This is a genomic window from Pseudomonas sp. TE12234, assembly GCF_054061835.1.
This window is the reverse complement of the sequence record NZ_JBSSEP010000009.1, coordinates 1-24,019: the sequence shown is the minus strand read 5'-3', so window position 1 is coordinate 24,019 and position 24,019 is coordinate 1. Positions and strand designations below refer to the sequence as shown.

The following is a 24,019-nucleotide window of genomic DNA, read 5'->3' as shown; positions in this document are numbered from 1 at the left end:
TGAACAAAAATGAAACCGGTTTCAGAGGTAGAAAAACAATGAACAAACCCGCCGTTTCCATCAGCCTGTCCAGCTACGGTGCCGATCTGGTCCGTCAGCGCGGCCAGGGCAGTTTCATCGACGTCCTGGCCGCCGCTGGCGCCACGCACATTGAATGGCGCGAAGAATTGCTGACGGTCGAGGACCCGGTACAACTGGCCGAAGCGACGCGGACCCAAGGCCTCGAAAGCGTGTATTCCTCGCCCATGGAGCTGTGGTTGGCCGGGCAGTCCAAACCCAATCCGCAACTGATCATCGCCCTGCAGCGCGCCCACGCGTTCGGCGCCAAATGGCTGAAAGTCTCGCTCGGCTATTTCACCGATAACGGTGACCTGCAAGCCCTGACCCGGGTGCTCGGCGACAGCACCGTGCAGTTACTGGTGGAAAACGACCAGACCTTGCACGGTGGTCGAATCGAACCGTTCCAGCGCTTTTTCGCCCAAGTCGAGCAACACCACCTGCCGATCAAGATGACCTTCGACATCGGCAACTGGCACTGGCAAGACCAGTCGGCCGCCAGCGCCGCACGGCTGCTCGGTCGCCACGTCGGTTACGTGCACTGCAAAGCGGTGACGCGTCGTGCCGACGGCAAGCAGGTGGCCATCCCCCCCACCGCCGTTGACTTGCAACAGTGGGAACACCTGCTGCGGCACATGGCCCAAGGGGTTATGCGAGCGGTTGAATACCCGCTGCAAGGCGACGACCTGGTGCAACTGACCCACGAACACGTCAGCGCCCTCGCCCGACTCGGCCAAGCGCAACTGGAGAACGCTCATGTCTGAGATCGATATTCTGTCGTTCGGCGAAACCATGGCGATGTTCGTCGCCGAGCAGGCCGGCGACCTGGCCTGCGTCAGCGCTTTCGACAAACGCATTGCCGGCGCCGACAGCAACGTCGCCATCGGTTTGTCGCGACTGGGCTTCAAGGTGGCCTGGCTGAGCCGGGTCGGTGCCGACTCGCTGGGCCGATTCGTGATCGATACCCTGGAGAAAGAAGGCCTGGATTGCCGCCACGTCGACATCGACCCCGCGCACCCCACCGGTTTTCAGCTCAAGTCGCGCACTGACGATGGCAGCGACCCGGTGGTCGAATACTTCCGCCGTGGCTCGGCGGCCAGTCACTTGTCGGCGCATTCGATCGTGCCTGAATTGCTCAACGCCCGGCACCTGCACGCCACCGGCATTCCACCGGCGCTGTCGGAAACGGCGCGGCAGATGTCCTTCGAATTGATGACCCGCATGCGCGATGCCGGCCGTAGCGTGTCGTTCGACCCGAACCTGCGCCCCGGCCTGTGGGCCAGCGAGCAACTGATGATCAGCGAGATCAACCGCCTCGCCGCCCTCGCCCACTGGGTGCTGCCAGGGTTGAGCGAAGGACGCCTGCTCACCGGCTTCGAAGACCCGGCCGACATCGCCGCGTTCTACCTCGACCAGGGCGCCGAAGCGGTCGCCATCAAGCTTGGCCCCCACGGCGCTTATTACCGCACGCAACTGGATGCCGGATTTGTCGCCGGAGTGCCGGTGCAAACCGTGGTCGACACCGTGGGTGCCGGTGATGGCTTTGCCGTGGGCATGATCAGCGCGCTCCTGGAAAACCACAGCTTTGCCGAGGCGGTGAAGCGTGCCAACTGGATTGGCAGCCGCGCGGTGCAGAGCCGCGGGGACATGGAGGGGTTGCCAACCCGAGCTGAAATGTCCGTTGAATTTGAGGCCGCCATCGCGAGCGAGCTCGCTCCCACAGGGGATTTGTGTCGAACATAAATAAAAAGGAACACCACCGATCCTGTGGGAGCGGGCTTGCCCGCGATGAGGCCCGCCCAGTCACTGAAGATTTGAAACCGTTACCTGCTGCGACAAAAACAACAAGCTCAGGAGCACCACCATGAAAACCGCAACGCTCGCCACCCGCCGCTGGTGGTACATCATGCCCATCGTGTTCATCACCTATAGCCTGGCGTACCTCGATCGCGCCAACTACGGGTTCGCCGCCGCCTCTGGCATGGCCGCGGACCTGATGATCACCCCGGGCCTGTCGTCGATGCTCGGCGCGCTGTTTTTCCTCGGTTACTTTTTCTTCCAGGTGCCAGGGGCGATCTACGCGCAGAAACACAGCGTGAAGAAACTGATTTTCGTCAGCCTGATCCTCTGGGGAGGCCTGGCGACCTTGACCGGGATTGTCTCCAACGCCTGGTGGCTGGTGGTCATCCGCTTCATGCTCGGCGTGGTCGAAGCCGCGGTGATGCCGGCGATGCTGATCTATCTATGCCATTGGTTCACCCGTGCCGAACGCTCGCGGGCCAACACCTTCCTGATCCTCGGCAACCCGGTGACCATGCTGTGGATGTCGGTGGTGTCGGGCTATCTGGTACAGCATTTCAGCTGGCGCTGGATGTTTATCATCGAAGGTTTGCCGGCGGTGCTCTGGGCCTTTATCTGGTGGCGTCTGGCCGATGATCGTCCCTCCCAGGCCAAGTGGCTCAACGACCAGGAAAAGCTTGATCTGGAAAGCGCCCTGGCGGCCGAGCAGGTCGGCATCAAAGCGGTGAAAAACTACGCTGAAGCGTTCCGCTCCGGCAAAGTCATCCTCCTGGCCCTGCAGTTTTTCTGTTGGAGCATCGGCGTATACGGCTTTGTGCTGTGGTTGCCGTCGATCCTCAAGGCCGGCGCGCAAATGGACATGATCGAAGCCGGCTGGCTCTCGGCCCTGCCTTACCTGGCGGCGGTGATCGGCATGCTGCTGGTGTCCTGGGGTTCGGACAAGCTGCAAAAACGCAAACGCTTCGTCTGGCCGCCGCTGCTGATTGCTTCCATCGCTTTCTACGGTTCCTACGCCCTGGGCGCCGAACATTTCTGGTGGTCCTACACCCTGCTGGTGATTGCCGGTGCCTGCATGTACGCGCCTTACGGCCCTTTCTTCGCGATCATTCCGGAAATCCTCCCGTCCAACGTCGCGGGCGGCGCCATGGCGCTGATCAACAGCATGGGCGCCTTGGGATCGTTCGGCGGCTCCTACCTGGTCGGCTACCTGAACAGTTCCACCGGCTCGCCCGGCGCATCTTATTTACTGATGAGCGGCGCGCTGATGCTTTCGGTGGTGCTGACGATGTGCCTCAAGCCCGGCGCCAGCGACCGGGAGCGTCCCACGGTCGCGCTGACCCGTCGCACCGCCGCCCACCCATGAATTGATGTCGAGAGAACCCGGATGAAAAAGCAGGTCGTTCTATACAAAAAACTGTCGCCATCGCTGATGGCTCGCTTGCACGAGCAGGCTGAAGTGACACTGATCGAAAGCCTCGATGCCCAGGGGCTGGCCAAGCTGCGCGACGCCCTGCCCCGTGCCCAGGGCCTCCTCGGCGCCAGCCTGAAGCTGGATGCCGAACTGCTTGACCTGGCGCCGAAACTTAAAGCCATCGCCAGCGTCTCGGTGGGCGTCGACAACTACGACATCGACTACCTGACCGAACGGCGCATCCTGCTCAGCAACACGCCGGATGTGCTGACCGAAACCACCGCCGACACCGGGTTCGCCCTGATCCTGGCCACCGCGCGGCGTGTGGTGGAACTGGCGAACATGGTTCGCGACGGCCAGTGGACCCGCAACATCGGCCCCGCGCATTTCGGCAGTGATGTGCACGGCAAGACCCTGGGCATCATCGGCATGGGGCGCATAGGCGAAGCCCTGGCCCAGCGCGGGCATTTCGGTTTCGGCATGCCGGTGATCTACCACAGCCACTCACCGAAACCGGCGGTCGAACAGCGGTTCAATGCCCGGTACGGCAGCCTCGACGAGCTCTTGCAGCAGGCTGACTTTGTCTGCCTGACCCTGCCGCTGACCGCCGAAACCGAAGGGCTGATCGGTGCGCGGCAGTTCGCGCTGATGCGTCCAGAGACCATCTTCATCAATATTTCACGGGGCAAAGTCGTGGATGAAGCGGCGCTGATCCAGGCCCTGAGCGAACGACAGATTCGCGCCGCCGGGCTGGACGTGTTCGAGCGCGAGCCGCTCAATCACGACTCGCCTTTGCTGCAACTGGACAATGTGGTGGCCACGCCGCACATGGGCTCGGCCACCCATGAAACGCGGGAAGCCATGGCCCGGTGTGCGGTGGACAACCTGTTGGCGGCGCTGGCGGGTCAGCGGCCGGCGAATCTGGTCAATCCACTGGCCTGGCGTTAAGGGCCCCGTCCAACACACTGGATGGTTTAACCGAAAACCGCACGCGGTTGCATCAAGTCCGCCGCACACAGGGTAATTCGCCGGCATGCATCGGCCAGTTTCTGCTGGTCGACCACCAGGCCAAGGCGAATATGCCCCGCGGCGCTGGGCCCGAACGCTTCGCCCGCCAGCACCGACACGCCATAACCTTCCAATAGCCGCTCGGCGAAGCGCTGGGCACTCAATCCGGTCTGGCGTACATCTATCATCACGAACATTCCGCCATCGGGCCTGACCGCGCGAAGGCCCGGGCAATGGTTCAGGCTCGCGCAGACCAGGTCACGGCGCTGGCGATATTCCTCGCGCATCAACGCCACTTCCGGCAGATCTTCATCAAGCGCCACCTGCGCAGCCTTCTGCACGAACTCCGGAATGCCAAACAGCATGCACAGCGACAGATGCTCCAGATGGTCGTTCAGGGGTTTGGGCCCGATCACCCACCCCACCCGCCAACCGCTCATGGCATGGGATTTGGACAGGCTGTTGATGGTCACGGTGCGCTCGGCCATGCCCGGCAGGCTCGCCGGGCTGATGTGCTCGCCTTCGTAGAGCAGCTCGCTGTAGACCTCATCGCTGATCAGCCATAAATCATGCCGGATGCACAGCAAAGCCAGTTCCTGCCAGACCATCAGCGGCAAACTGGCGCCCGAAGGATTGTTCGGACTGTTGAGCAAAATGGCACGGGTCCTTGTGGTGATCAGCGCCGCCACATCCGCCGGGTCGACCCGAAAGCCATTCTCCGGACGTACCGCCACCGGCAGCACTTTGGCGCCACACGCCCCCATGACCCCTTCATAGGTGACGTACATCGGCTCGGCGACAATCACTTCATCGCCCGGATCGAGCAAGCATTGCGCCACTGAATACACCGCGCTCTGGGCACCGGGCAGTACCACCACATGCTCGGCGTCCACCACCTGGCCGCTGGTGCGCCGATGACGTCGGGCAATGCTGTCGCGCAAGCCTCGACGGCCACGGACTTCCGAGTAATGGGTATCGCCCGCCAGCAGGCTGTCGATGGCCGCCTGCACCACGGGTCCGGGGGTATCGAAATCGGGATCGCCAACCGATAACAGCAGTACATCGGCACCCTGTTCGCGCAATTGCAGCGCTCGGTAATGAATCTGCCAGGCCGCCGCACCGTCACCGGCGATTCGATGGGTCAAGGCTGAATAGCGCATGTGGTTCTCCTGTCGCGCGGGTTCCAAGCCACAACCCTATCTCAAATCATGAGACACGCCAGTACCGCATTCCATTCGACGGACGGGCGTTGCGCGACGAATCGAGAATCGGTCCGACCGTCGATGCCTTACGGTGCTGTTTTTTGCCACTCGACAGTGACTCGCCGGATAAAAAACGCCTTTCCATTCAAGAATGTAGCACTCGGTCTGCAGGACGAAAAAGCTCAACGACAACGCCTGCAAACTCCAAGCGCTTTCACTGACAGCCTTGTCCCCGATGCCTGATTAAAGGGCGCCACCTGTAATTTGTGACAGGTTCCAAGCGATGAAAATCGCGCTATAAGAACCCCGTACCTCAAGCCCTTGTAAAGGTGCCTGCAGGACGGCCGCGCGAACCACGCCATTTAGAAGTAGGAAGATTCTGCCGCGCCCACGCCGTCATTGATGATGAATGGGAGATTCAACCATGCACCGTTCCGCCACCACTTCAGTTTGTTCATCGCCAGCTCCGGCCAGTGTTCTGCCTCAGGAGACCGACACACCCGAAGAAGTCACCCTCACGAGCCGGGAAAAAGAGGTCTTGCAGTGGGTCGTCGCTGGCAAGTCGTCCTGGGAAAGTTGACGTTGAATAACACCAAGGTCGTCGGCCTCAGCGTTACTTGTAAGTCATGGTGAAGTTCAAGGCACCTTTGGCCAATCCCGGCTGAACGGCGCTGGCGGGCTCGGTCTGGTAAAAACGCGCATTGAAATTCAGCACCGTGTTACCGGGCGATATGGCGATAAGGGGCACTTCAGTCTGCAGTTCCAGGGGGGTGGTGCCGTCGGCCTTGAGTATCTGAATACCGATGCCTTTGGCCGTAGAGTCGGACGTCAGGCTGAAAACACCATTGGACACCGGGCCGATGGGGGCGGACCCCTTCACGCCGTCGAGCTGGATATTGGCGGTCGCGGTAAAGCCACCGCCGGTATCGGTTTCACAAGCGTTCAACGTGATGCTGAACGGTATCGCGGTGGTGGTGTATCGCGCACCGCCCGCCCATGCCATGACGGGGCCTTTTAACCGCCTGCTGGTGATCGCCAGCGATCCGGCCAGCGGCGAGCGCAGTGTGTCGCTGGTCACCGTCCAGGCCAGTGCGATCACCATCAACCCGCTGATTCAGTTGTGCTATCACGGCCAGAAGGTGGAGCTGTCGGCGGGGCAACTGGACGGCAGCGCCTTGAACTGGTCGATCAAGAATCCGGTTCCAGGCGAAAGTGGGCAACTGGTGAAAAGCACCGAGCCTGGCGGTGATCACACCTACATTGCGGGCCCAAGGGTTGCCAACAAAACCTACGTACTTGACGAAATCGAGGTGTCGAACAGTCAGGGCGATACCCGGTCCGCCCATGTATTGGTGCTGCAAATAGACCCGGGCGTGACGGTAAAACCGGTCGAAAAACCGAATCTTCCGCCAGGCCAGATTCAATTGCAGGCCGTGGTCAATGGCAGGGTGCTGGAGGCCGAATGGTCGCTGCCGCTGGGGGGGCCAGGATGGATATTCGTCGGACCGATCGTTGTCCATTCGTTGCTATCCCTGCGTGCGATCTGAAGACTGAATTGATCGGAAAATGCAGGACTGCCCGGGAGGCTTCCACTCCATGTGCTGATCGTTAATGTTTGATCCGCATCGAGCAGTCTCCTGGGTATCAACCCCAAGGGATTCCCGGGCATCACAATATGCGATACATCGGGGTCCTGAACCTTCAGCGGCTCAACCCCGCCACTTGCGGATTCCTTTGATTCGAGTTGCTGCTCTTTCTTGTCTGAACCAGCCATGTTGGCGCTCTCCGTATTCATAACCAAGCGCCATGAATCCTATGGCGCTTGAGCTCGAAAAGCAGACCGAATACTACCGGGCACTACCCAAACGCATCCCGTCGTTCTGCGCTTGGGCGAAGTAAGCACTTTTTTGCGCAACCGCGATACTGTCAAAGTTGACAGGTACCCCCCGAAACCCCCGTACTTCGGGGGTGGGCAATTTTCCTCGCAACAGGTTGCGTCAGCGCTGGCGGGCAGCGATCTTCCAGACCCGGGCAATGTCAGTCGCCAGCTCACGTAACAGGCGCGGTGCATTGTTACAGGCCTGTTCCAGCGTCATCGGTTCGCTCGACAGCGAGAACGCGGCGTCGACGCCATGGTCATACAGCTGCTGGTAATCCTCGCCCAGGGTGCCAGCGATGACGATCACCGGCACGCCACGTTCGCGGGCAATGCGCGCCACCCCAAACGGGGCCTTGCCATGCAGGGTTTGCACGCCTATATCCCCTTCTCCGGTGATCACCAGATCGGCACCCTCTACCAGTTCGGCCAGGCCCACCAGCTCCGCCACTACCTCTACTCCGACTTTGAACTGCGCGCCCAGAAACGCCTTGGCGGCAAACCCCAGCCCCCCCGCCGCACCGCTGCCGGGTTCGTCGCGCACGTCCTTGCCCAGGGCTTTGGCGCAGTGATCGGCAAAGTGCCCAAGGGCGCGGTCCAGCTGTTCGACCTGTTCGGGCGTGGCGCCTTTTTGCGGACCGAACAACGCGGAGGCCCCTTGAGCGCCGCACAATGGATTGTCCACATCCGCGGCGATCTCAAAGCTCACGTCCGCCAGTCGCGGATCGATGCCCGACAGATCGATGCTCGCCAGTTTTCCCAGCGCCAGGCCACCTGGAGGCAAAGGCCGCCCCCGGGCGTCGAGAAACTTCACACCCAGGGCTTGCAGGGCTCCGGCGCCACCGTCGTTGGTGGCGCTGCCGCCCATCGCCAGAATCACCCGCTTCGCCCCCTCATCCAGGGCGGCGCGGATCACCTCGCCGGTACCGAAGGTGCTGCTTTTGCAAGCATCGCGGTGATCCAGCGGAATCAATTGCAAACCGCTGGCTTCAGCCATTTCGATGATCGCGGTGTGGCTCTCAGACAACCAGCACCACCTCGAATCGACGGGCCAGCCGAATGGCCCGTGCGCCTCAACCCAGCACAATTCGCTTTCACGTGCGGCGAGCACCGCTTTGACCGTGCCCTCCCCACCGTCGGTCATCGGGCATGTGATCAGTTCCGCGTCAGGCCACACTTCAGCCAGACCGAGGGCAATGGCATCGGCCACCCCTTGACCGCTGATGCAGTCCTTGAACGCGTCCGGGGCGATGACGATTTTCATGCGAATTCTCCTTATTCAATGCATCCATGCTGCCAGCCGGCCTTGGCGATGACGCCAGTCGGCTGCGCATGCGGCAAAAGCTGTTCGTTGTTCGTGAAGACCGAGCAACGTTACCGCTGTAGGAATCGGCTTGCCAGTGATAACCATTTCATGACCGCGATCGACAACACTCCAGGCACTCGCCGTTGGATATTCCGTTTGCTCAGAGTCAGGGTTCTGGTATTTGATTGAGCCTTTCCCATCGGTAAAAGGATTTCGTCATGAGCTACCGCACGCTGGGCCATTCAGGCCTGCAGGTCTCCACCCTGACCCTGGGCACGATGATGTTCGGCGAACAGACCAGCACCGAAGATTCCCTGCGAATCATCGACAAGGCCTGGGACCAGGGCATCAATTTCATCGACACCGCCGACGTCTATACCCAGGGTCACTCCGAAGAAATCGTCGGTGAAGCGATCGCCAGTCGCCGCCAGGAATGGGTGCTGGCCACCAAGGTCGGTTTCGGCCCGGTGGATGGCGTACCGAACCGCAGCGGTCTGAGCCGCAAGCACATCTTCAATGGCATCGAGGCCAGCCTGACGCGCCTGGGCACCGACTACGTCGACCTCTATTACCTGCATCGCGAGGATCACAACACGCCGCTGGAGGTCACCGTATCGGCTATCGGCGATTTGATCCGCCAGGGCAAGATCCGTTATTGGGGCCTGTCGAATTATCGTGGCTGGCGCATCGCCGAGGTGATTCGCGTCGCCGACAAACTCGGCGTCGACCGGCCGGTGATCAGCCAGCCGCTGTACAACATCGTCAACCGCCAGGCCGAGACCGAGCAGATCACCGCCGCACAAAACTACGGTTTGGGCGTGGTGCCTTACAGCCCGTTGGCGCGCGGCGTGCTCAGTGGCAAGTACGCGCCGGATGTCACGCCGGACGCCAACAGCCGCGCCGGGCGCCAGGACAAACGCATCCTGGAAACCGAATGGCGCGTCGAGTCCCTGCGCATTGCCCAACAGATCCAGCAATACACCCGGGAACGCGGCGTCGGTATGGTCGAGTTCGCCATCGCCTGGGTGCTGAACAACAGCGCCGTCACTTCGGCCATCGTCGGCCCGCGTACCGAAGCACAATGGGATGCCTACACTAAGGCTCAGGCGGTCCGGATTACGGCTGAAGATGAAGCGTTCATCGATTCGCTGGTGACGCCGGGGCATGCGTCGACGCCGGGGTTCAACGACGTGAGCCATTTCGTGTCGGGTCGTAAACCGCTTACCCACTGACGATACATTTCACTTGTGGGAGCTGGCTTGCCCGCTCCCACAGGGTTTCGGGTCTTGCCCAAAATGTAGTGAATATTGATCATACGGCCAATATTCCGCACAAAAACCACGTATCCTGCGCGCCCCGTTTCACCTTCAATCACGCGAGGACAGTTTGTCTAAAGGTATCGCTCTATCGGTTTCAGCCTCGGTGCTGTTTGCCGTCATGTATTACTACACGTCGCTGCTCACGCCCTTGAGTGGCGTGGAAATCTTCGGCTGGCGCATGTTGCTCACGGTGCCGTGCATGACCGTGTTCATGGTGGTGTCCGGGGAATGGAAACGCGTCATCGACATTCTCCGGAGAGTCGCGGGCCAGCCCGTTCTGTCGCTCGCCCTGATCGCCTCTTCGGCCTTGCTCGCCGTACAGCTCTGGCTGTTCATGTGGGCACCGCTCAATGGCTACAGCCTGGATGTCTCGCTGGGCTATTTCCTGTTGCCGCTGACCATGGTCCTGACCGGCCGGCTGGCCTATGGTGAACGCCTCTCCTACCTGCAAAAAATCGCCGTGTTTTTCGCCTGCCTCGGCGTGATCAACGAGGTGTATCAGGTCGGCGGATTTTCCTGGGCGACCTTGCTGGTGTGCATCGGCTACCCCACCTATTTCGTCGTGCGCAAGCGACTGGCAACGGACAACCTCGGTGGCTTGTGGCTGGACATGACCCTGACCCTGCCGGTGGCATTCTGGTTCGTGCAGAGTGGTGAACAGGGCTTCAACGTGTTCGACCAGCATCCCTGGCTGTCGCTGCTGATCCCGTTGCTCGGCGTGATCAGCGCGTCGGCGCTGGTGGTCTATATCATCGCCAGTCGCTTGCTGCCGTTCAGCCTGTTTGGACTGTTGAGTTACGTCGAGCCAGTGCTATTGCTGGGCGTTGCGTTGCTGCTGGGGGAAAGCATCAAGGCCGGCGAATGGCTGACCTATATCCCGATCTGGATGGCGGTGCTGGTGCTGGTGTTCGAAGGGTTCAAGCATCTAATGCGACAGCGCAGACCTTAACCGCCCCCAGAAACAAATGTGGGAGCGAGCCTGCTCGCGAAGGCGGTATGTGAGTCAACATGGGTGTTGAATGCACAACCGCTATCGCGAGCAGGCTCGCTCCCACCCGTTCATCAGCGTTAGGGCTTAGTCGGTGGACAGCACGCCACGACGTACCTGGTCGCGCTCGATGGATTCGAACAGCGCCTTGAAGTTGCCTTCGCCGAAACCATCGTCGCCTTTACGCTGAATGAACTCGAAGAACACCGGCCCCATCAGGGTTTCCGAGAAGATCTGCAACAGCAGGCGCTTGTCGCCCGACTCGGACGAACCGTCCAGCAAAATGCCCCGCGCTTGCAATTCGCCCACCGGCTCGCCGTGGTTCGGCAAACGGCCTTCAAGCATTTCGTAGTAGGTGTCCGGCGGCGCGGTCATGAAGCGCATGCCGATGCTTTTCAGGTGATCCCAGGTCTTGATCAGGTCATCACTGAGGAAGGCCACGTGCTGGATGCCCTCGCCGTTGAACTGCATCAGGAACTCTTCGATCTGCCCGGCGCCCTTGGACGACTCTTCGTTCAACGGGATGCGGATCATGCCGTCCGGCGCGGTCATGGCCTTGGAGGTCAGGCCGGTGTATTCGCCCTTGATATCGAAGTAACGGATTTCACGGAAGTTAAACAGCTTCTCGTAGAAACTGGCCCAGTAGGCCATGCGCCCGCGATACACGTTGTGGGTCAAGTGATCGATGATCTTCAGGCCGGCGCCAACCGGGTGACGGTCAACACCTTCAATGAACACGAAGTCGATGTCGTAGATCGAGCTGCCTTCGCCGAAGCGGTCGATCAGGTACAGCGGCGCGCCGCCAATGCCTTTGATCGCCGGCAGGTTCAGCTCCATCGGACCGGTTACGATGTGGATCGGCTGGGCACCGAGCTCCAGGGCACGCTTGTAGGCTTTCTGCGAATCCTTGACCCGGAACGCCATGCCGCACACCGACGGGCCATGTTCGGCCGCAAAGTACGAGGCCACGCTGTGCGGTTCGTTATTGAGGATCAGGTTGATCGCGCCCTGGCGATACAGGTGCACGTCTTTGGAGCGGTGGGTCGCGACCTTGGTGAAGCCCATGATCTCGAAGATCGGCTCCAGGGTATTCGGGGTTGGCGATGCGAATTCGATGAACTCAAAGCCCATCAGGCCCATTGGGTTTTCGTATAAATCTGCCATTTTGGCGCCTCATCATGCTTTTGGAATTAACAAACGTTAGTTGCTAGCGATGCTGAGACCGGAGGGTGGCGCGCAGGAGATGCCCCGCACGCTGCGGGCGAGAAAGTCACCGTAGATCAATTGGAACCCGAATATCTTCATTGTCGACCCAAGGCTTTTGCGGGCGAGGCTTCTGCTGCCAGAAGTCGTTTATTCTTGTATGCGTAACCTGATTCTACACAGCGTAAATCAGTTTGTCCGCCTTCTGTATCAAATCCCCTTTTTCCCCGGGTGTGCAAGGGGTTTATTGCACAGGAAAATCCCCGCCAGGATCAGCCCTCCTCCCAGGCACATCGCAGGCGTCAGCGGCTCGCCCAACAGCAGCGCACCGAGGATCACCGCCGTCAGTGGATTCAAGGCAATGAACACCCCGGAGCGGGTCGCGCCGATTTTGCGGATGCCGTCGTAATAACCGATATAGGCCAATGCCGAGCCCAGCACGCCCAGGTACATCAGGCTCATCCACTGTCGAGGACCGAGATGGATCAGCGCCGCCATGCTCAGTTCCCCGCCGACGGCGCAGGTCAGCCACAGCATCGCCGTGCCGAGCAAAATCGACCAGGTCACCGTTTGCACCGGGCCCAGGCTTTGATTCAGCTCTCTGGAGCACAGCGAATAAATACCCCAGCCGAGCACGCAACCGAAAATCAACAGATCGCCGATCCAGGCATCGTCGTTGCTGACCGATATTGGCGGATGGCGGCTGACGATCACCAGGCTCGCCCCGGCGATGCAGACCGCGATACCCAGCACCTTTGCCCGGCTGAGGCGCTCCTTCAACAGCAGCCATGAGGCCAGTCCGATCACGGCCGGGTTCAGCGCCACGATGAGCGATGCCCGCGAGGCGTTGATGTAGTGCAGGCCATAGAAGAAGCACAGGTTGTAAAAAAAGATCCCGAAAAAGCCCAGTAGCGCCAACTGCAACCATTGCCTGGGACTGGGTCGCGCCAGTGGTATGCGCGCCACGAATAAAAACACCCGCAACGCCACGCTGGCGAGCAGGAATCGCATGCTGGCGGCAAACAATGGACTGAGGCTGTCGGCCACAAACCGCCCCGCCACAAAGGTGCCGCCCCAGATCATCGTGACGGCCGCCAGTTTCAGGTAAACCGGCGCATCGGAGGGGCTGGACAGGCTTTTCTCAAAAATCGTCATACGGACCCCAACGGAGGATGGATTGCGGGGCGTATCATTCAACTAATACTTGATCATCGTAAAATGAGTAAATACTCATGACACTCACCCAACTGGAGATCTTCTCCCTCGTCGCCGAACTGCAGGGTTTTACGGCGGCGGCCAATCGCCTGGGGATTTCCCAATCCGCGGTTTCACATGCCCTCAAATCCCTGGAACAGGAACTGGGGGTCGAGCTGTTGCGCCGCCATCAGTCCCCCATCGAGTTGAGCGATATCGGCCAGCAATTGCTGATGCGTGCCCGCGCCATGCTGGGCCTGGCCGACACCTTGCGCCAGGAAGCGGCCGACGCTCGCGGGATGAAGCGCGGGACTTTGCGCATCGGCTCATTCGGCCCTACGTCCTCGATCAAATTGTTGCCAACAATCCTGCAGCACTACCGCGCCACGCACCCTGGTATCGAAGTGCACATTGATGAAGGCCCGGACCGGCAGGTGATTCAGTGGCTCGAACAACGACGCATCGATATCGGCTTCGTGGTGCTGCCCGAAGAGCGTTTCGACACGGTTGCCCTGATCCAGGACCAGATGGTCGCGTTGCTGCCGGTAGATCATCCGCTGGCGACCCGCGACAACTTGAGCCTGGCCGAGCTGTGCCACGCCCCCTTTGTGCTGACCGAGGCCGGCTCATCGGAACTGGTTTCACGGCTGTTCAGCGCCGCGCGCTTGACCCCAAACATCCGCTATCGCTGCTCGCAACTGCTGAGCACGCTGGATACGGTGGCGCGCGGTGATGGGGTGACCGTCGTTGCAGAAAGCTCGCTGCCGGAACACAGCGACCGGCGCTATGTAAAAAAACCGCTGTCGCCCTCGGTGATACGGGAGGTCGGCCTGGCAGTGCTGGATCGGCGTCAGGCCTCACCGGCGACGCGGGCCTTTATCGAACTCGCCGTGCGAATGCGTTTCTAATGAGCGGCATATGTGCCAAGGGCCAACTATCATGGCTCGGACCCGAACTCTTAATGGGAGGCGCCTCGCCCCGCCAGCATTTGAGAGCCTAACTTGATCGCTACAGGTTTCACGAATGCCGCTCAAAGCCAAATCGCGCAGACGCAGTATCAGGATTGCCGTGACTCTGTTGAGCGGGTTGCTGCCGGTTTTATTGGGCTCTGGCATCCTTTATATGCAGGCTGAACGAGCACTCAGGCAAAGTGCTCAACAGACCGCCGAAGAAGCCATCCGCCAGTTCGAGCTGATGCTCGACAATACCGCCCAAGCGGCCCGTGAGTTATTGCCGCTGGCCGGGCAAAGTTGCAGCGATGTCAATCTGGCCCTGCGTGAACAGGTCACGCGGCGCCCCTTTGTGCGTTCGACCAATCTGGTATGGGACGACACCATTTATTGCAGTTCACTGTTTGGCGATTATCACGAGAAGATTGCGTCCGGGGATTTCAGCCAAGGCCAGTTGGAATTGATGAAGGGCAATCCGGTCACTCCTGATACGGCTCTGTTGGTGTATCGCCTCGGCATGGGCAAACAGGGCGCCATGAGTACTCTGGACGGATATCACCTGAGTAACGTGCTACGGCTGATTGGGCGCCAGACGTTGTTGTTACTGCAAATCGGGCCCAATTGGTTGACCGTCGACGGCAAGTTTCACGTCGACATGCTGCCCGACGTCCCGGTGGCGCCAACCAGTCTCGCCTCTTCTCGTTATGGGTTCAGCGTGACCGCCGGTTTTCCCAAGGGTGAAACCTGGCTTTACATGACCAGTCAGTATCCGCCGCTGTTCAGTTTGCTGATCTTTTTCGGCGTGATTTCCGGGTCGATCGGATACTTTCTACAAAAGCGGACATCGTCACCGACCCATGAAATGCGTCGTGCGCTGGAGGCGGCGGAGTTCGTTCCGTATTTCCAGGCGGTGGTGCATGGCGCAACTAAAAAGATCACCGGCATCGAAGTGCTGATGCGCTGGAATCACCCGAAAGAAGGTCTGGTGCGCCCCGACCTGTTTATTCCATTTGCCGAACATTCCGGGCTGATCGTGCCCATGACCCGCTCCTTGATGCAACAGACCGCCAGACTGCTCGCGCCCCTGTCGGCAACGTTCACCGAACCCTTTCATATCGGCATCAACATTACCGCCAGTCACTGCCAGGACCTGGAACTGGTCAAGGATTGCCGCGAATTTCTCGAGGCTTTTGCCCCCGGCTCCGTTCACCTGGTACTGGAATTGACCGAGCGCGAACTGATCGAACCTACCGCCCTCACCCACAGGCTGTTCGAACAAATTCGTGATCTTGGCGTGAAAATCGCCATCGACGACTTCGGGACCGGTCATTCCAGTCTCGGCTACCTGCGTCAGTTCAATGTGGATTTTCTGAAGATCGACCAGAGCTTCGTCGCCATGATCGGCGTCGACACACTGTCTGGCCATCTTCTGGACAGCATCATGGAACTGGCGGACAAGCTAGACCTGGCAATGGTTGCAGAAGGTGTGGAAACTCAGGAACAAAGTGATTACCTGACCGCGCATAACGTTAACTATCTGCAAGGCTATCTATTTGGCAGACCGATGCCTGGCGCGGAGTTCATTAGTGCATTAAGCGATCATTAACTAGCCGCCTTAGCGATGGGCCGCGTTTTTTTGCGCACCAATTTGAATCAAAAAACTAATCTTGTTACATGACCATAAAGACATGATTTACTCTTGGTCAATTAACTACTACAATTTTTCCTGCCTGCGGAAATTTGGCAGGTGAGCCATTATCACCGAGTCGCTTCAAGGCTCTTGGCTTATAGCTTTGTTTGCGGTTGGTATCAGCCAAACACACTATTGGAGTAAAGATATTGTCCAGACTCGCTGAATTTCGTGCCGCTGAAAAAGCGCTTCAAGAACAGCTCAAGCAGCTTGAATCCCTGAAGAACGATGCCGGGCTCAAGAAAGAAATCGAGTTCGAAGAAAAGCTCCAGGGACTGATGAAAACCTACGGCAAGAGCCTGCGCGACATCATCGCCATTCTCGATCCGAACCCGGGCAAATCCGGCCTGCAGCAAGTCGCAGCACCTAAAACCCGCCGCGCGCGCGTGGTCAAGGTTTATCAGAACCCGCACACCGGTGAACTGATTGAAACCAAGGGTGGCAACCATCGCGGCTTGAAAGCCTGGAAGGAACAATACGGTGCTGCCACCGTTGAGTCCTGGCTGCGTGGCTAAACGCTCGCTGCTGAAAATCAAAGCCCTGCCAATGCAGGGCTTTTTCATGAACACCATCCAATTGCAACGATCTGGGCCGATCAACTTGCTACTTGCCAGCCAACTTTGTGCTTAATCCCTTTGGATATCTAAACATTTCAACGCCCGCGAAAAAAAACACAGCCACTGAAGCGCTCAACTAAAGTTTCAAGCCGTTACGCGCCACCGCTATTTCATCCTGACTCGCTTTATAAGCGTCAGCCTGCCCTGCATAGGAAAGAACATAGGCTTTATCGGCATCCACCGCCGCGACCAAAGTTTGCGAAAGCACATGACGTCCGTTTTGCGTGATGGTGCAGGTAGTTTCCAGCGCCGATAAACGGCTCAAGGTTGCCGGGTGAATCCGGTTACAGACGCTTTGATAGCCGCTCTGGAAAAAGTCCTTCTGCACTGACTTGCGCATTTCCAGCAACACGCCCTGCAGATTGACCTGATGACCGCCTTCCACCCGGGTCGTGGTCAGCTCCATCACCATGACCGGCACGCCTCCCTGGTCGTTTTTCACGGCACGCTGGCGGCTGACCCCGGAAGTCGAATCCCCTTGCGGAACCTCTTCGACTTGCCAGCCGGCGGGCCAGGTCATGACCGGCGCATCGGCGTGTGCACTGACCACCGCTGATAGCACGCCGATCAAGACGAACAGGGTTTTACAGAATCGAATCATTACAATGCACACTCACTGGGGGAACCCTGAAGTCTGAGCTTCGACCGGCCGTCAGGCAATAGCCGACGGTTTTGGTTTGGTGATGTCACAGCCCTTGCGTATCATTGTTGCCATTCTTCAGCCCCACTTGTTTTCCGGAGGGCCCATGAGCCTGCAAGAACTGAACACCTTCCCCGGCGTGACCGCGCAACCCGATACCGCGACCCAGAAGTTTGTCTTCAACCACACCATGCTGCGGGTCAAGGACATCACCAAATCCCTGGACTTCTACACCCGGATCCTGGGTTTCTCGCTGGTGGAAAAACGCGACTTCCCGGAAGCCGAATTCAGCCTGTACTTCCTCGCCCTGGTCGATAAAAACCAGATCCCGGCCGATGCTGCAGCGCGCACCGAATGGATGAAATCGATTCCCGGCATTCTCGAACTGACCCACAACCATGGCACCGAGAACGACCCGGATTTCGCCTATCACAATGGCAATACCGACCCACGTGGCTTTGGTCACATCTGCATCTCGGTGCCGGACATCGTTGCCGCGTGCGAGCGCTTCGAAGCGCTGGGCTGCGACTTCCAGAAGCGCCTGAATGACGGCCGGATGAAGAGCCTGGCCTTCATCAAGGACCCGGATGCCTATTGGGTCGAGATCATTCAGCCAGCACCGCTGTAACTGACTGCATAAAAAACCCCATGATCACTCATGGGGTTTTGTGTTTTCAGCGCCGCGGTTTATGCCGGGGCGGACGTGCGGATCAGGTGATCGAATGCACTCAGGGAAGCCTTGGCGCCCTCACCCACGGCAATCACGATCTGCTTGTACGGCACGGTCGTCACGTCGCCAGCGGCGAATATGCCCGGTGCCGAGGTCTCGCCACGGGCATCGACGATGATCTCGCCGCGCGGCGACAACTCGATGGTGCCCTTGAGCCAATCGGTGTTGGGCAGCAGACCGATCTGCACGAAGATCCCCTCCAGGTCCACCGTCCGCAGCTCATCAGTCTGACGATCCTTGTAGCGCAGGCCGTTGACTTTCTGCCCGTCGCCGGTGACTTCAGTGGTTTGCGCGCTGGTAATCACGGTGACGTTGGGCAGGCTGTGCAACTTGCGCTGCAAGACTGCGTCCGCGCGCAACTGCACGTCGAACTCCAGCAGCGTCACGTGGGAGACGATACCCGCCAGGTCGATAGCCGCTTCGACACCGGAGTTACCGCCACCAATCACCGCCACACGCTTGCCTTTGAACAGCGGGCCATCGCAATGCGGGCAGTACGCCACGCCTTTGTTGCGATACTGCTGCTCACCCGGCACGTTCATTTCCCGCCAGCGCGCGCCGGTCGCCAGAATCACGGTCTTGGCTCTGAGCTTCGCACCGCTGGCGAAGTGCACCTCGTGCAGCTCACCGTCCTTGCCCGCTACCAACTTGTCTGCACGCTGCAGGTTCATGATGTCCACGTCGTACTGCTTGACGTGTTCTTCCAGCGCCACCGCCAGTTTCGGCCCTTCGGTTTCCTGCACCGAGATGAAGTTTTCGATGGCCATGGTGTCCAGCACCTGCCCGCCAAAACGCTCCGCCGCCACGCCGGTACGAATGCCTTTGCGGGCTGCGTAGATCGCCGCCGAAGCACCGGCCGGACCACCGCCAACCACCAGCACGTCAAAGGCTTGCCTGGCGCTGATTTTTTCGGCCTGCCGCTCAATGCCACTGGTGTCGATCTTCGCGAGGATTTCTTCCAGGCCCATGCGGCCCTGGCCGAAGTTCACGCCGTTTAGGTAAATGCTGGGCACCGCCATGATCTGGCGCTCATCGACTTCAGCCTGGAACAGCGCGCCGTCGATGGCGACATGGCGGATGTTCGGGTTCAACACCGCCATCAGGTTCAGCGCCTGGACCACGTCCGGGCAGTTCTGGCAGGACAGCGAAAAGTAAGTCTCGAAATTGAACTCGCCTTTGAGCGAGCGGATCTGTTCGATCACTTCGACACTGGCCTTCGACGGGTGACCGCCGACTTGCAGCAAGGCCAATACCAGCGAAGTGAATTCATGGCCCATGGGGATGCCGGCGAAACGCAGGCTGATATCGGCGCCCGGGCGATTGATCGAGAACGATGGCTTGCGTGCATCGTCACCGTTGTCGAGCAAGGTAATCTGGGTGGAAAGACTGGCAACGTCTTTTAGCAGTTCAAGCATTTCCCGGGATTTCGCACCGTCGTCGAGGGAGGCAACGATCTCGATCGGCTGGGTGACCCGTTCCAGGTACGATTTCAACTGGGCTTTAAGATTGGCGTCCAACATACGGGCGATTTCCTTTGTATTTACAGACATAAAAAAACGCCCGAGCGAATCTCGCCCGGGCGTTTTTATTGGGCGGTGCAGCTTGCTTAGAAGGTGCGGAAGTCCGCCCTGATGAAGCGCATCACAGACTTAGATCTTGCCGACCAGGTCCAGGGACGGAGCCAGAGTAGCCTCGCCTTCTTTCCACTTGGCCGGGCAAACCTGGCCTGGGTGAGCTGCGACGTACTGGGCAGCCTTGATCTTGCGCAGCAGCTCGGAAGCGTCACGGCCTACACCACCGTCGTTCAGCTCGACGATCTTGATCTGGCCTTCAGGGTTGATCACGAAGGTGCCACGGTCAGCCAGACCGGCTTCTTCGATCAGTACGTCGAAGTTGCGGGAGATGGCGTGGGTCGGGTCGCCGATCATGGTGTACTGGATTTTGCCGATGGCTGGCGAGGTGTTGTGCCAGGCCGCGTGGGCAAAATGAGTGTCGGTGGAAACGCTGTAGATCTCGACGCCCAGCTTCTGGAAGGCGTCGTAGTTGTCGGCCAGGTCTTCCAGTTCGGTTGGGCAAACGAAGGTGAAGTCAGCCGGGTAGAAGAAAACGACAGACCACTTGCCTTTCAGGTCAGCGTCCGAGACTTGTACGAAATCGCCGTTTTTGTAAGCGGTCGCTTTGAACGGTTTAACTTGGCTGTTGATGATAGGCATCGTTGACTCTCCGTCAGGGGTTAAGAAGTTGATGGAGAGAACTTTACTCACTCGACGGACGGTTGGCTCATTGGCAAACCTCATGCCGCTGATTGGCTTTCGCTATTAGCCAGCGTTATTAATAGAAGAAAACCGAATTTACGGCTCCAGCGGCTTTTCCGAGAGGCGGGCCATGCCCAGGAACGGACTGGCTTCGATGTAGCGCATGGCGGATTTCATGTCCTTCCACCCCACATAACTCATCAACGACTTCAAATCCCAGCCACTCTGATGCGCCCACGAAGCAAAACCACGGCGTAACGAATGACTGGTATAAAGCTCGGCCGCAATGCCCGCACGCCCCAACGCCTGACGCAGCAGCGGAATGACGCTGTTGGCGTGCAAGCCCTCTTCGCTCAGATGCCCCCAGCGATCGATGCCGCGAAAAACCGGACCACGGACCAGTGCCGCTTCAGTGATCCAGTCGATGTAGGCCTGCACCGGACATAACCGCTGCAATGCCGGTGTCTGGTAGGTCCGACCGAGGTTTTCCCGGTCACTCTTGCTGCGCGGCAGGTACAGGCTGATACCCGAACCGGCACTGGCCTGCACGTGCTCGACCTGGAGGCGACACAACTCGTCGCTACGGAAGCCACGCCAGAAGCCGAGCAGAATCAGCGCGGTATCGCGCCTGGCACGCAGCAGCCCCGGACGATCGCCATTAGCCCTGGCCGCTTGCGCCTCTTGCTCCAGCCAGCCGATCACTTGCTCAAGATGCTGCAGTTGCAGCGGCTCGGCCTGTTTCTCCTGGGCCGGATGCAGTGCGCGAATCCCCTTGAACACCTTGCGCACCACAGGCGCCTTGGTCGGGTCGGCAAACCCCTGACTGTTGTGCCACTGCGCCAGTGCCGACAACCGCAACTTCAAGGTATTGATCGACAACACGCCGGCATGGGCCACCAGATAGCGCGCCACGCTGTCGGCCGTCGCCGGCAGGAACCCGCCCCAAGTGACTTCGAAGTGTTCGATGGCGGCGCGATAGCTGCGACGGGTGTTGTCGCGTGTCGCCGCTTGCAGGTAACGGTCCAGCTCACTCATGGCTCCAACTCTCGAATGCGTACTGCTTTTGCAGGTGCAAAAGCGGATTTCTGCCTATCACACGGGGTAATACCAGTATATCCCGTGTCAGTTAGTAACTGTTTTTATCTTTTTCTATTCGATGGTACACTGTGTATTACGGCATTACGTACCACACATCAGAATCGCAGGAGAAATCATGGCCCGTGGCGGCGTTAACAAAGCAGTGGTCCAAGCCGCGCGTCTGGCGATCCTCGCCCGTGGCGAAAACCCGAGCATCGATGCAGTACGAATCGAGATGGGCAACACCGGCTCGAAAACCACGATCCATCGCTACCTGAAAGAATTGGGTGAAGGCACTCAACCTGAGGAGACAGACGCACCGGCGCCTATCGACGATGAGTTGCTGGCCCTGGTGTCGCGGCTGGCGCAGCGCCTGAAGGAACAGGCACAGGAACCTATCGACCAGGCCCACGAGCAGTTCGAACAGCGACGCAAGGAGCTGGAAACACGCTTGCAACAGGCCGAGCAGGCCAATACGCAATTGCAGCAGCACTACGAACTGCAGAGCCTGGCGCTGGCCCAGGAATCCGAGGCCCTGCACAGCACCCAATCCATGCTGCAGACCGAACAAACCCGCAATGCCGGACTGAACCAGGCGCTGGCAGATTTCGAATTGCGCTTGCAAGACAAGGACGAGCAGATCCGCTCGCTCGAAGAGAAACACCTGCATGCCCGCGACGCACTCGAGCACTACCGCAGTGCCGTCAAGGAGCAGCGCGAACAGGAACACAGCCGCCATGAAAGCCAGGTGCAGCAGTTGCAGATGGAGTTGCGCCAGGCCCAGCAAAGCGCTCTGGTACGCCAGGATGAAATCACCCAGTTGCACCGCGACAACGAGCGCCTGTTGACCGAGAACCGGGGAACCCTGCGTGAACTGAGCTTGCTGCAAGAACAGCTCAAGCAGAGCAACAGTCGTCAGGATCAGTTACTGGAACAGGCCAATCGGGTTGACGGCGAACGCACCCTCCTCCAGGAACGCTTGCGCGTCGCCCTGCTGGAAAGTCAGTCGCTGAAACAGAACGTCGATGAACAGCTGCAGATCAACAAGTCGCTGGAAATCGAATTGATCAAGGCGCAGGCAGAACGGGAAGAAAGCGAGCGTCTGGCGGCTGCCGTTGTGACAGCGCCAGACACCGCCGGGGACGATTAACCGGCGACCGGTGTGCGCATGGTGACGAACTCTTCGGCGGCCGTCGGGTGCACCCCGATGGTTTCGTCGAAGTGGCGCTTGGTGGCGCCAGCCTTCAAGGCAATTGCCAACCCCTGGACGATCTCACCCGCCTCCGGACCGACCATGTGACAGCCCAGCACCTTATCGGTCGCGGCATCCACCACCAGCTTCATCAACGTGCGCTCCTGGCATTCGGTCAGGGTCAGCTTCATCGGCCGGAAGCGGCTTTCGAAGATCACCACATCGTGCCCAGCGTCGCGCGCTTCTTCTTCGCTCAAACCGACGGTGCCAATGTTCGGCAAGCTGAACACCGCCGTCGGAATCATTTTGTAATCCACCGGACGATACTGCTCAGGCTTGAACAGGCGACGGGCCACCGCCATGCCTTCGGCCAGTGCCACCGGCGTCAGTTGCACCCGGCCAATCACATCCCCGAGCGCCAGAATCGACGGTTCAGCAGTCTGATACTGCTCGTCCACCTCAACAAAGCCTTTCCCGTCGAGTTTCACCCCGGTGTTTTCAAGCCCCAGGTTGTCCAGCATCGGTCGACGACCGGTGGCGTAGAACACACAGTCGGCTTCCAGTTGCCGGCCATCCTTGAGCGTCACCTTCAGAGTGCCGTCGGCTTGTTTGTCGATGCGCTCGATGTCGGCATTGAATTGCAGGTCCATGCCGCGCTTGGTCAGCTCTTCCTGCAAATGCTTGCGCACCGAACCGTCGAAGCCACGCAGGAACAGGTCACCGCGATACAGCAGCGTGGTTTTCGCACCCAGGCCGTGGAAGATCCCGGCGAACTCGACGGCGATGTAGCCACCGCCAACCACCAGCACTCGCTTGGGCAGTTCCTTGAGGAAAAACGCCTGATTGGAGCTGATCGCGTGCTCATGCCCCGGAATCTGTGGAATCTGCGGCCAGCCGCCGGTGGCGATCAGGATGTGTTTGGCACTGTGGCGCTCGCCATTGATCTCGACCGTGTGCGGATCGATGATCGTGGCGTGACCTTCATGCAGGGTCACGCCACTGTTGACCAGCAAATTGCGGTAAATACCGTTCAGGCGATTGATCTCGCGATCCTTGTTGGCGATCAGCGTCTCCCAATCGAACTGCGCCTCGTCGAGAGTCCAGCCAAAGCCCGAAGCCTGCTCGAAGTCTTCGGCGAAGTGCGCGCCGTAGACCAGCAATTTTTTCGGCACGCAGCCGACGTTGACACACGTGCCGCCCAGATAGCGACTCTCGGCCACGGCCACTTTCGCGCCGAAACCGGCTGAAAATCGAGCCGCCCGCACACCACCAGAACCGGCACCAATCACATAAAGGTCAAAATCGTAGGCCATTTTCTATCTCCTCGGCAGGCCATCAGCATACCCGCCGCCATGGGTTGGGCAAGCACTGCTATCGATATAGGGCCAGAAAATGAAAAGCCACCCGAACAGACTGTGTGAAAACCTAGCAATCTGCGCAGCGCTCAAAGAAAATGCTCCGTATCGAAAGATACGGAGCATTTTTCGTTATGGCCTACATCCAG

General features: G+C 59.3%; 22 protein-coding genes and 1 pseudogene. 13 read left to right on the top strand and 10 right to left on the bottom strand.

Going from position 1 to position 24,019, the window contains the following annotated elements; all coding sequences use genetic code 11:
* The first annotated feature begins 38 nt into the window (after positions 1-38).
* The 4 genes from ACVWYU_RS15510 (at position 39) to ACVWYU_RS15495 (ending at position 4,216) form a co-directional block, all read left to right on the top strand.
* Positions 39-821, top strand: a complete 783-nt coding sequence (locus tag ACVWYU_RS15510) for a sugar phosphate isomerase/epimerase family protein (RefSeq protein WP_457373053.1) — start codon at positions 39-41, stop codon at positions 819-821.
* Positions 814-1,800, top strand: a complete 987-nt coding sequence (locus ACVWYU_RS15505) for a sugar kinase (RefSeq protein WP_457373052.1) — start codon at positions 814-816, stop codon at positions 1,798-1,800. Before ACVWYU_RS15510 ends, ACVWYU_RS15505 begins: the two co-directional genes overlap by 8 nt.
* A 121-nt stretch (positions 1,801-1,921) precedes the next feature.
* On the top strand, positions 1,922-3,220 hold the full coding sequence (locus ACVWYU_RS15500; RefSeq protein ID WP_247255703.1) for an MFS transporter: 1,299 nt from the start codon (positions 1,922-1,924) through the stop codon (positions 3,218-3,220).
* A gap of 21 nt (positions 3,221-3,241) precedes the next feature.
* Positions 3,242-4,216 carry a 2-hydroxyacid dehydrogenase gene (locus ACVWYU_RS15495; protein ID WP_457373051.1) on the top strand — a complete coding sequence of 325 codons (975 nt, stop codon included), beginning with the start codon at positions 3,242-3,244 and terminating at the stop codon, positions 4,214-4,216.
* Positions 4,217-4,242: 26 nt separating this feature from the next.
* On the opposite strand, the gene ACVWYU_RS15490 is transcribed toward ACVWYU_RS15495, so the two are convergent.
* Positions 4,243-5,436, bottom strand: a complete 1,194-nt coding sequence (locus tag ACVWYU_RS15490; protein ID WP_457373050.1) for a pyridoxal phosphate-dependent aminotransferase — start codon at positions 5,434-5,436, stop codon at positions 4,243-4,245.
* Between the two features lie 466 nt (positions 5,437-5,902).
* Here ACVWYU_RS15490 and ACVWYU_RS15485 point away from each other — a divergent pair, with 466 nt between their 5' ends.
* Positions 5,903-6,058 (top strand): helix-turn-helix transcriptional regulator, encoded by a 156-nt coding sequence (locus ACVWYU_RS15485; protein WP_457373049.1) that lies wholly within the window; start codon positions 5,903-5,905, stop codon positions 6,056-6,058.
* Between the two features lie 33 nt (positions 6,059-6,091).
* Here the strand turns inward: ACVWYU_RS15485 and ACVWYU_RS15480 are convergent.
* Positions 6,092-6,466: pseudogene (locus ACVWYU_RS15480) on the bottom strand (fimbrial protein); the annotation flags it as partial.
* Between ACVWYU_RS15480 and ACVWYU_RS15475 the strand changes: the two are divergent.
* The gene (locus ACVWYU_RS15475) at positions 6,429-7,025 is read left to right on the top strand and encodes a hypothetical protein (protein WP_457373193.1); all 597 of its coding nucleotides are present in this window, start codon (positions 6,429-6,431) and stop codon (positions 7,023-7,025) included. The pseudogene ACVWYU_RS15480 and the gene ACVWYU_RS15475 sit on opposite strands and share 38 nt — an antisense overlap.
* Positions 7,026-7,475: 450 nt before the next feature.
* On the opposite strand, the gene ACVWYU_RS15470 is transcribed toward ACVWYU_RS15475, so the two are convergent.
* A complete protein-coding gene (locus tag ACVWYU_RS15470; RefSeq protein WP_457373048.1) occupies positions 7,476-8,618 on the bottom strand; it encodes a glycerate kinase in 1,143 nt (380 codons plus the stop codon).
* 260 nt (positions 8,619-8,878) lie between these two features.
* On the opposite strand from ACVWYU_RS15470, the gene ACVWYU_RS15465 reads away from it, so the two are divergent.
* Together ACVWYU_RS15465 and rarD are read left to right on the top strand one after the other, a co-directional pair.
* Positions 8,879-9,892 (top strand): aldo/keto reductase, encoded by a 1,014-nt coding sequence (locus ACVWYU_RS15465; protein WP_457373047.1) that lies wholly within the window; start codon positions 8,879-8,881, stop codon positions 9,890-9,892.
* Positions 9,893-10,046: 154 nt separating this feature from the next.
* Positions 10,047-10,928 (top strand): EamA family transporter RarD, encoded by an 882-nt coding sequence (rarD, locus tag ACVWYU_RS15460; RefSeq protein ID WP_247255716.1) that lies wholly within the window; start codon positions 10,047-10,049, stop codon positions 10,926-10,928.
* Between the two features lie 126 nt (positions 10,929-11,054).
* Here rarD and hppD read toward each other — a convergent pair whose 3' ends face one another.
* Complete coding sequence (gene hppD, locus ACVWYU_RS15455) at positions 11,055-12,131, bottom strand: 4-hydroxyphenylpyruvate dioxygenase (protein ID WP_457373046.1); 1,077 nt, start codon at positions 12,129-12,131, stop codon at positions 11,055-11,057.
* Between the two features lie 249 nt (positions 12,132-12,380).
* Complete coding sequence (locus ACVWYU_RS15450; RefSeq protein ID WP_457373045.1) at positions 12,381-13,325, bottom strand: DMT family transporter; 945 nt, start codon at positions 13,323-13,325, stop codon at positions 12,381-12,383.
* A 77-nt stretch (positions 13,326-13,402) separates the two neighbouring features.
* Between ACVWYU_RS15450 and ACVWYU_RS15445 the strand changes: the two genes are divergently transcribed.
* From ACVWYU_RS15445 to ACVWYU_RS15435, 3 genes are all read left to right on the top strand, one after another.
* Entirely contained in the window at positions 13,403-14,272 is an 870-nt protein-coding gene (locus ACVWYU_RS15445; protein WP_247255718.1) for a LysR family transcriptional regulator, read from the top strand.
* Between the two features lie 115 nt (positions 14,273-14,387).
* Complete coding sequence (locus ACVWYU_RS15440) at positions 14,388-15,920, top strand: EAL domain-containing protein (protein WP_457373044.1); 1,533 nt, start codon at positions 14,388-14,390, stop codon at positions 15,918-15,920.
* Between the two features lie 233 nt (positions 15,921-16,153).
* Entirely contained in the window at positions 16,154-16,519 is a 366-nt protein-coding gene (locus tag ACVWYU_RS15435; RefSeq protein ID WP_090322251.1) for a histone-like nucleoid-structuring protein, MvaT/MvaU family, read from the top strand.
* Between the two features lie 178 nt (positions 16,520-16,697).
* Here the strand turns inward: ACVWYU_RS15435 and ACVWYU_RS15430 are convergent, their stop codons facing one another.
* The gene (locus ACVWYU_RS15430) at positions 16,698-17,222 is read right to left on the bottom strand and encodes a DUF4946 domain-containing protein (RefSeq protein WP_248916286.1); all 525 of its coding nucleotides are present in this window, start codon (positions 17,220-17,222) and stop codon (positions 16,698-16,700) included.
* Between the two features lie 145 nt (positions 17,223-17,367).
* Between ACVWYU_RS15430 and gloA the strand changes: the two genes are divergently transcribed.
* Positions 17,368-17,889 (top strand): lactoylglutathione lyase, encoded by a 522-nt coding sequence (gene gloA / locus ACVWYU_RS15425; RefSeq protein ID WP_090322260.1) that lies wholly within the window; start codon positions 17,368-17,370, stop codon positions 17,887-17,889.
* A gap of 59 nt (positions 17,890-17,948) precedes the next feature.
* Here the strand turns inward: gloA and ahpF are convergent, their stop codons facing one another.
* The 3 genes from ahpF to ACVWYU_RS15410 all read right to left on the bottom strand — a co-directional run bounded on the left by ahpF (position 17,949) and on the right by ACVWYU_RS15410 (position 21,281).
* Positions 17,949-19,511, bottom strand: coding sequence for an alkyl hydroperoxide reductase subunit F (gene ahpF / locus ACVWYU_RS15420; protein ID WP_457373043.1), 1,563 nt, complete (start codon positions 19,509-19,511; stop codon positions 17,949-17,951).
* A 129-nt stretch (positions 19,512-19,640) separates the two neighbouring features.
* Positions 19,641-20,204 carry an alkyl hydroperoxide reductase subunit C gene (gene ahpC, locus ACVWYU_RS15415; RefSeq protein ID WP_008155117.1) on the bottom strand — a complete coding sequence of 188 codons (564 nt, stop codon included), beginning with the start codon at positions 20,202-20,204 and terminating at the stop codon, positions 19,641-19,643.
* A gap of 138 nt (positions 20,205-20,342) precedes the next feature.
* Complete coding sequence (locus ACVWYU_RS15410; protein WP_390955942.1) at positions 20,343-21,281, bottom strand: site-specific integrase; 939 nt, start codon at positions 21,279-21,281, stop codon at positions 20,343-20,345.
* 178 nt (positions 21,282-21,459) lie between these two features.
* On the opposite strand from ACVWYU_RS15410, the gene ACVWYU_RS15405 reads away from it, so the two are divergent.
* On the top strand, positions 21,460-22,473 hold the full coding sequence (locus ACVWYU_RS15405) for a DNA-binding protein (protein WP_457373042.1): 1,014 nt from the start codon (positions 21,460-21,462) through the stop codon (positions 22,471-22,473).
* Here ACVWYU_RS15405 and gorA read toward each other — a convergent pair.
* Positions 22,470-23,828 (bottom strand): glutathione-disulfide reductase, encoded by a 1,359-nt coding sequence (gene gorA / locus ACVWYU_RS15400; RefSeq protein WP_247255723.1) that lies wholly within the window; start codon positions 23,826-23,828, stop codon positions 22,470-22,472. The two genes, ACVWYU_RS15405 and gorA, sit on opposite strands and share 4 nt — an antisense overlap.
* Between the last annotated feature and the right edge of the window lie 191 nt (positions 23,829-24,019).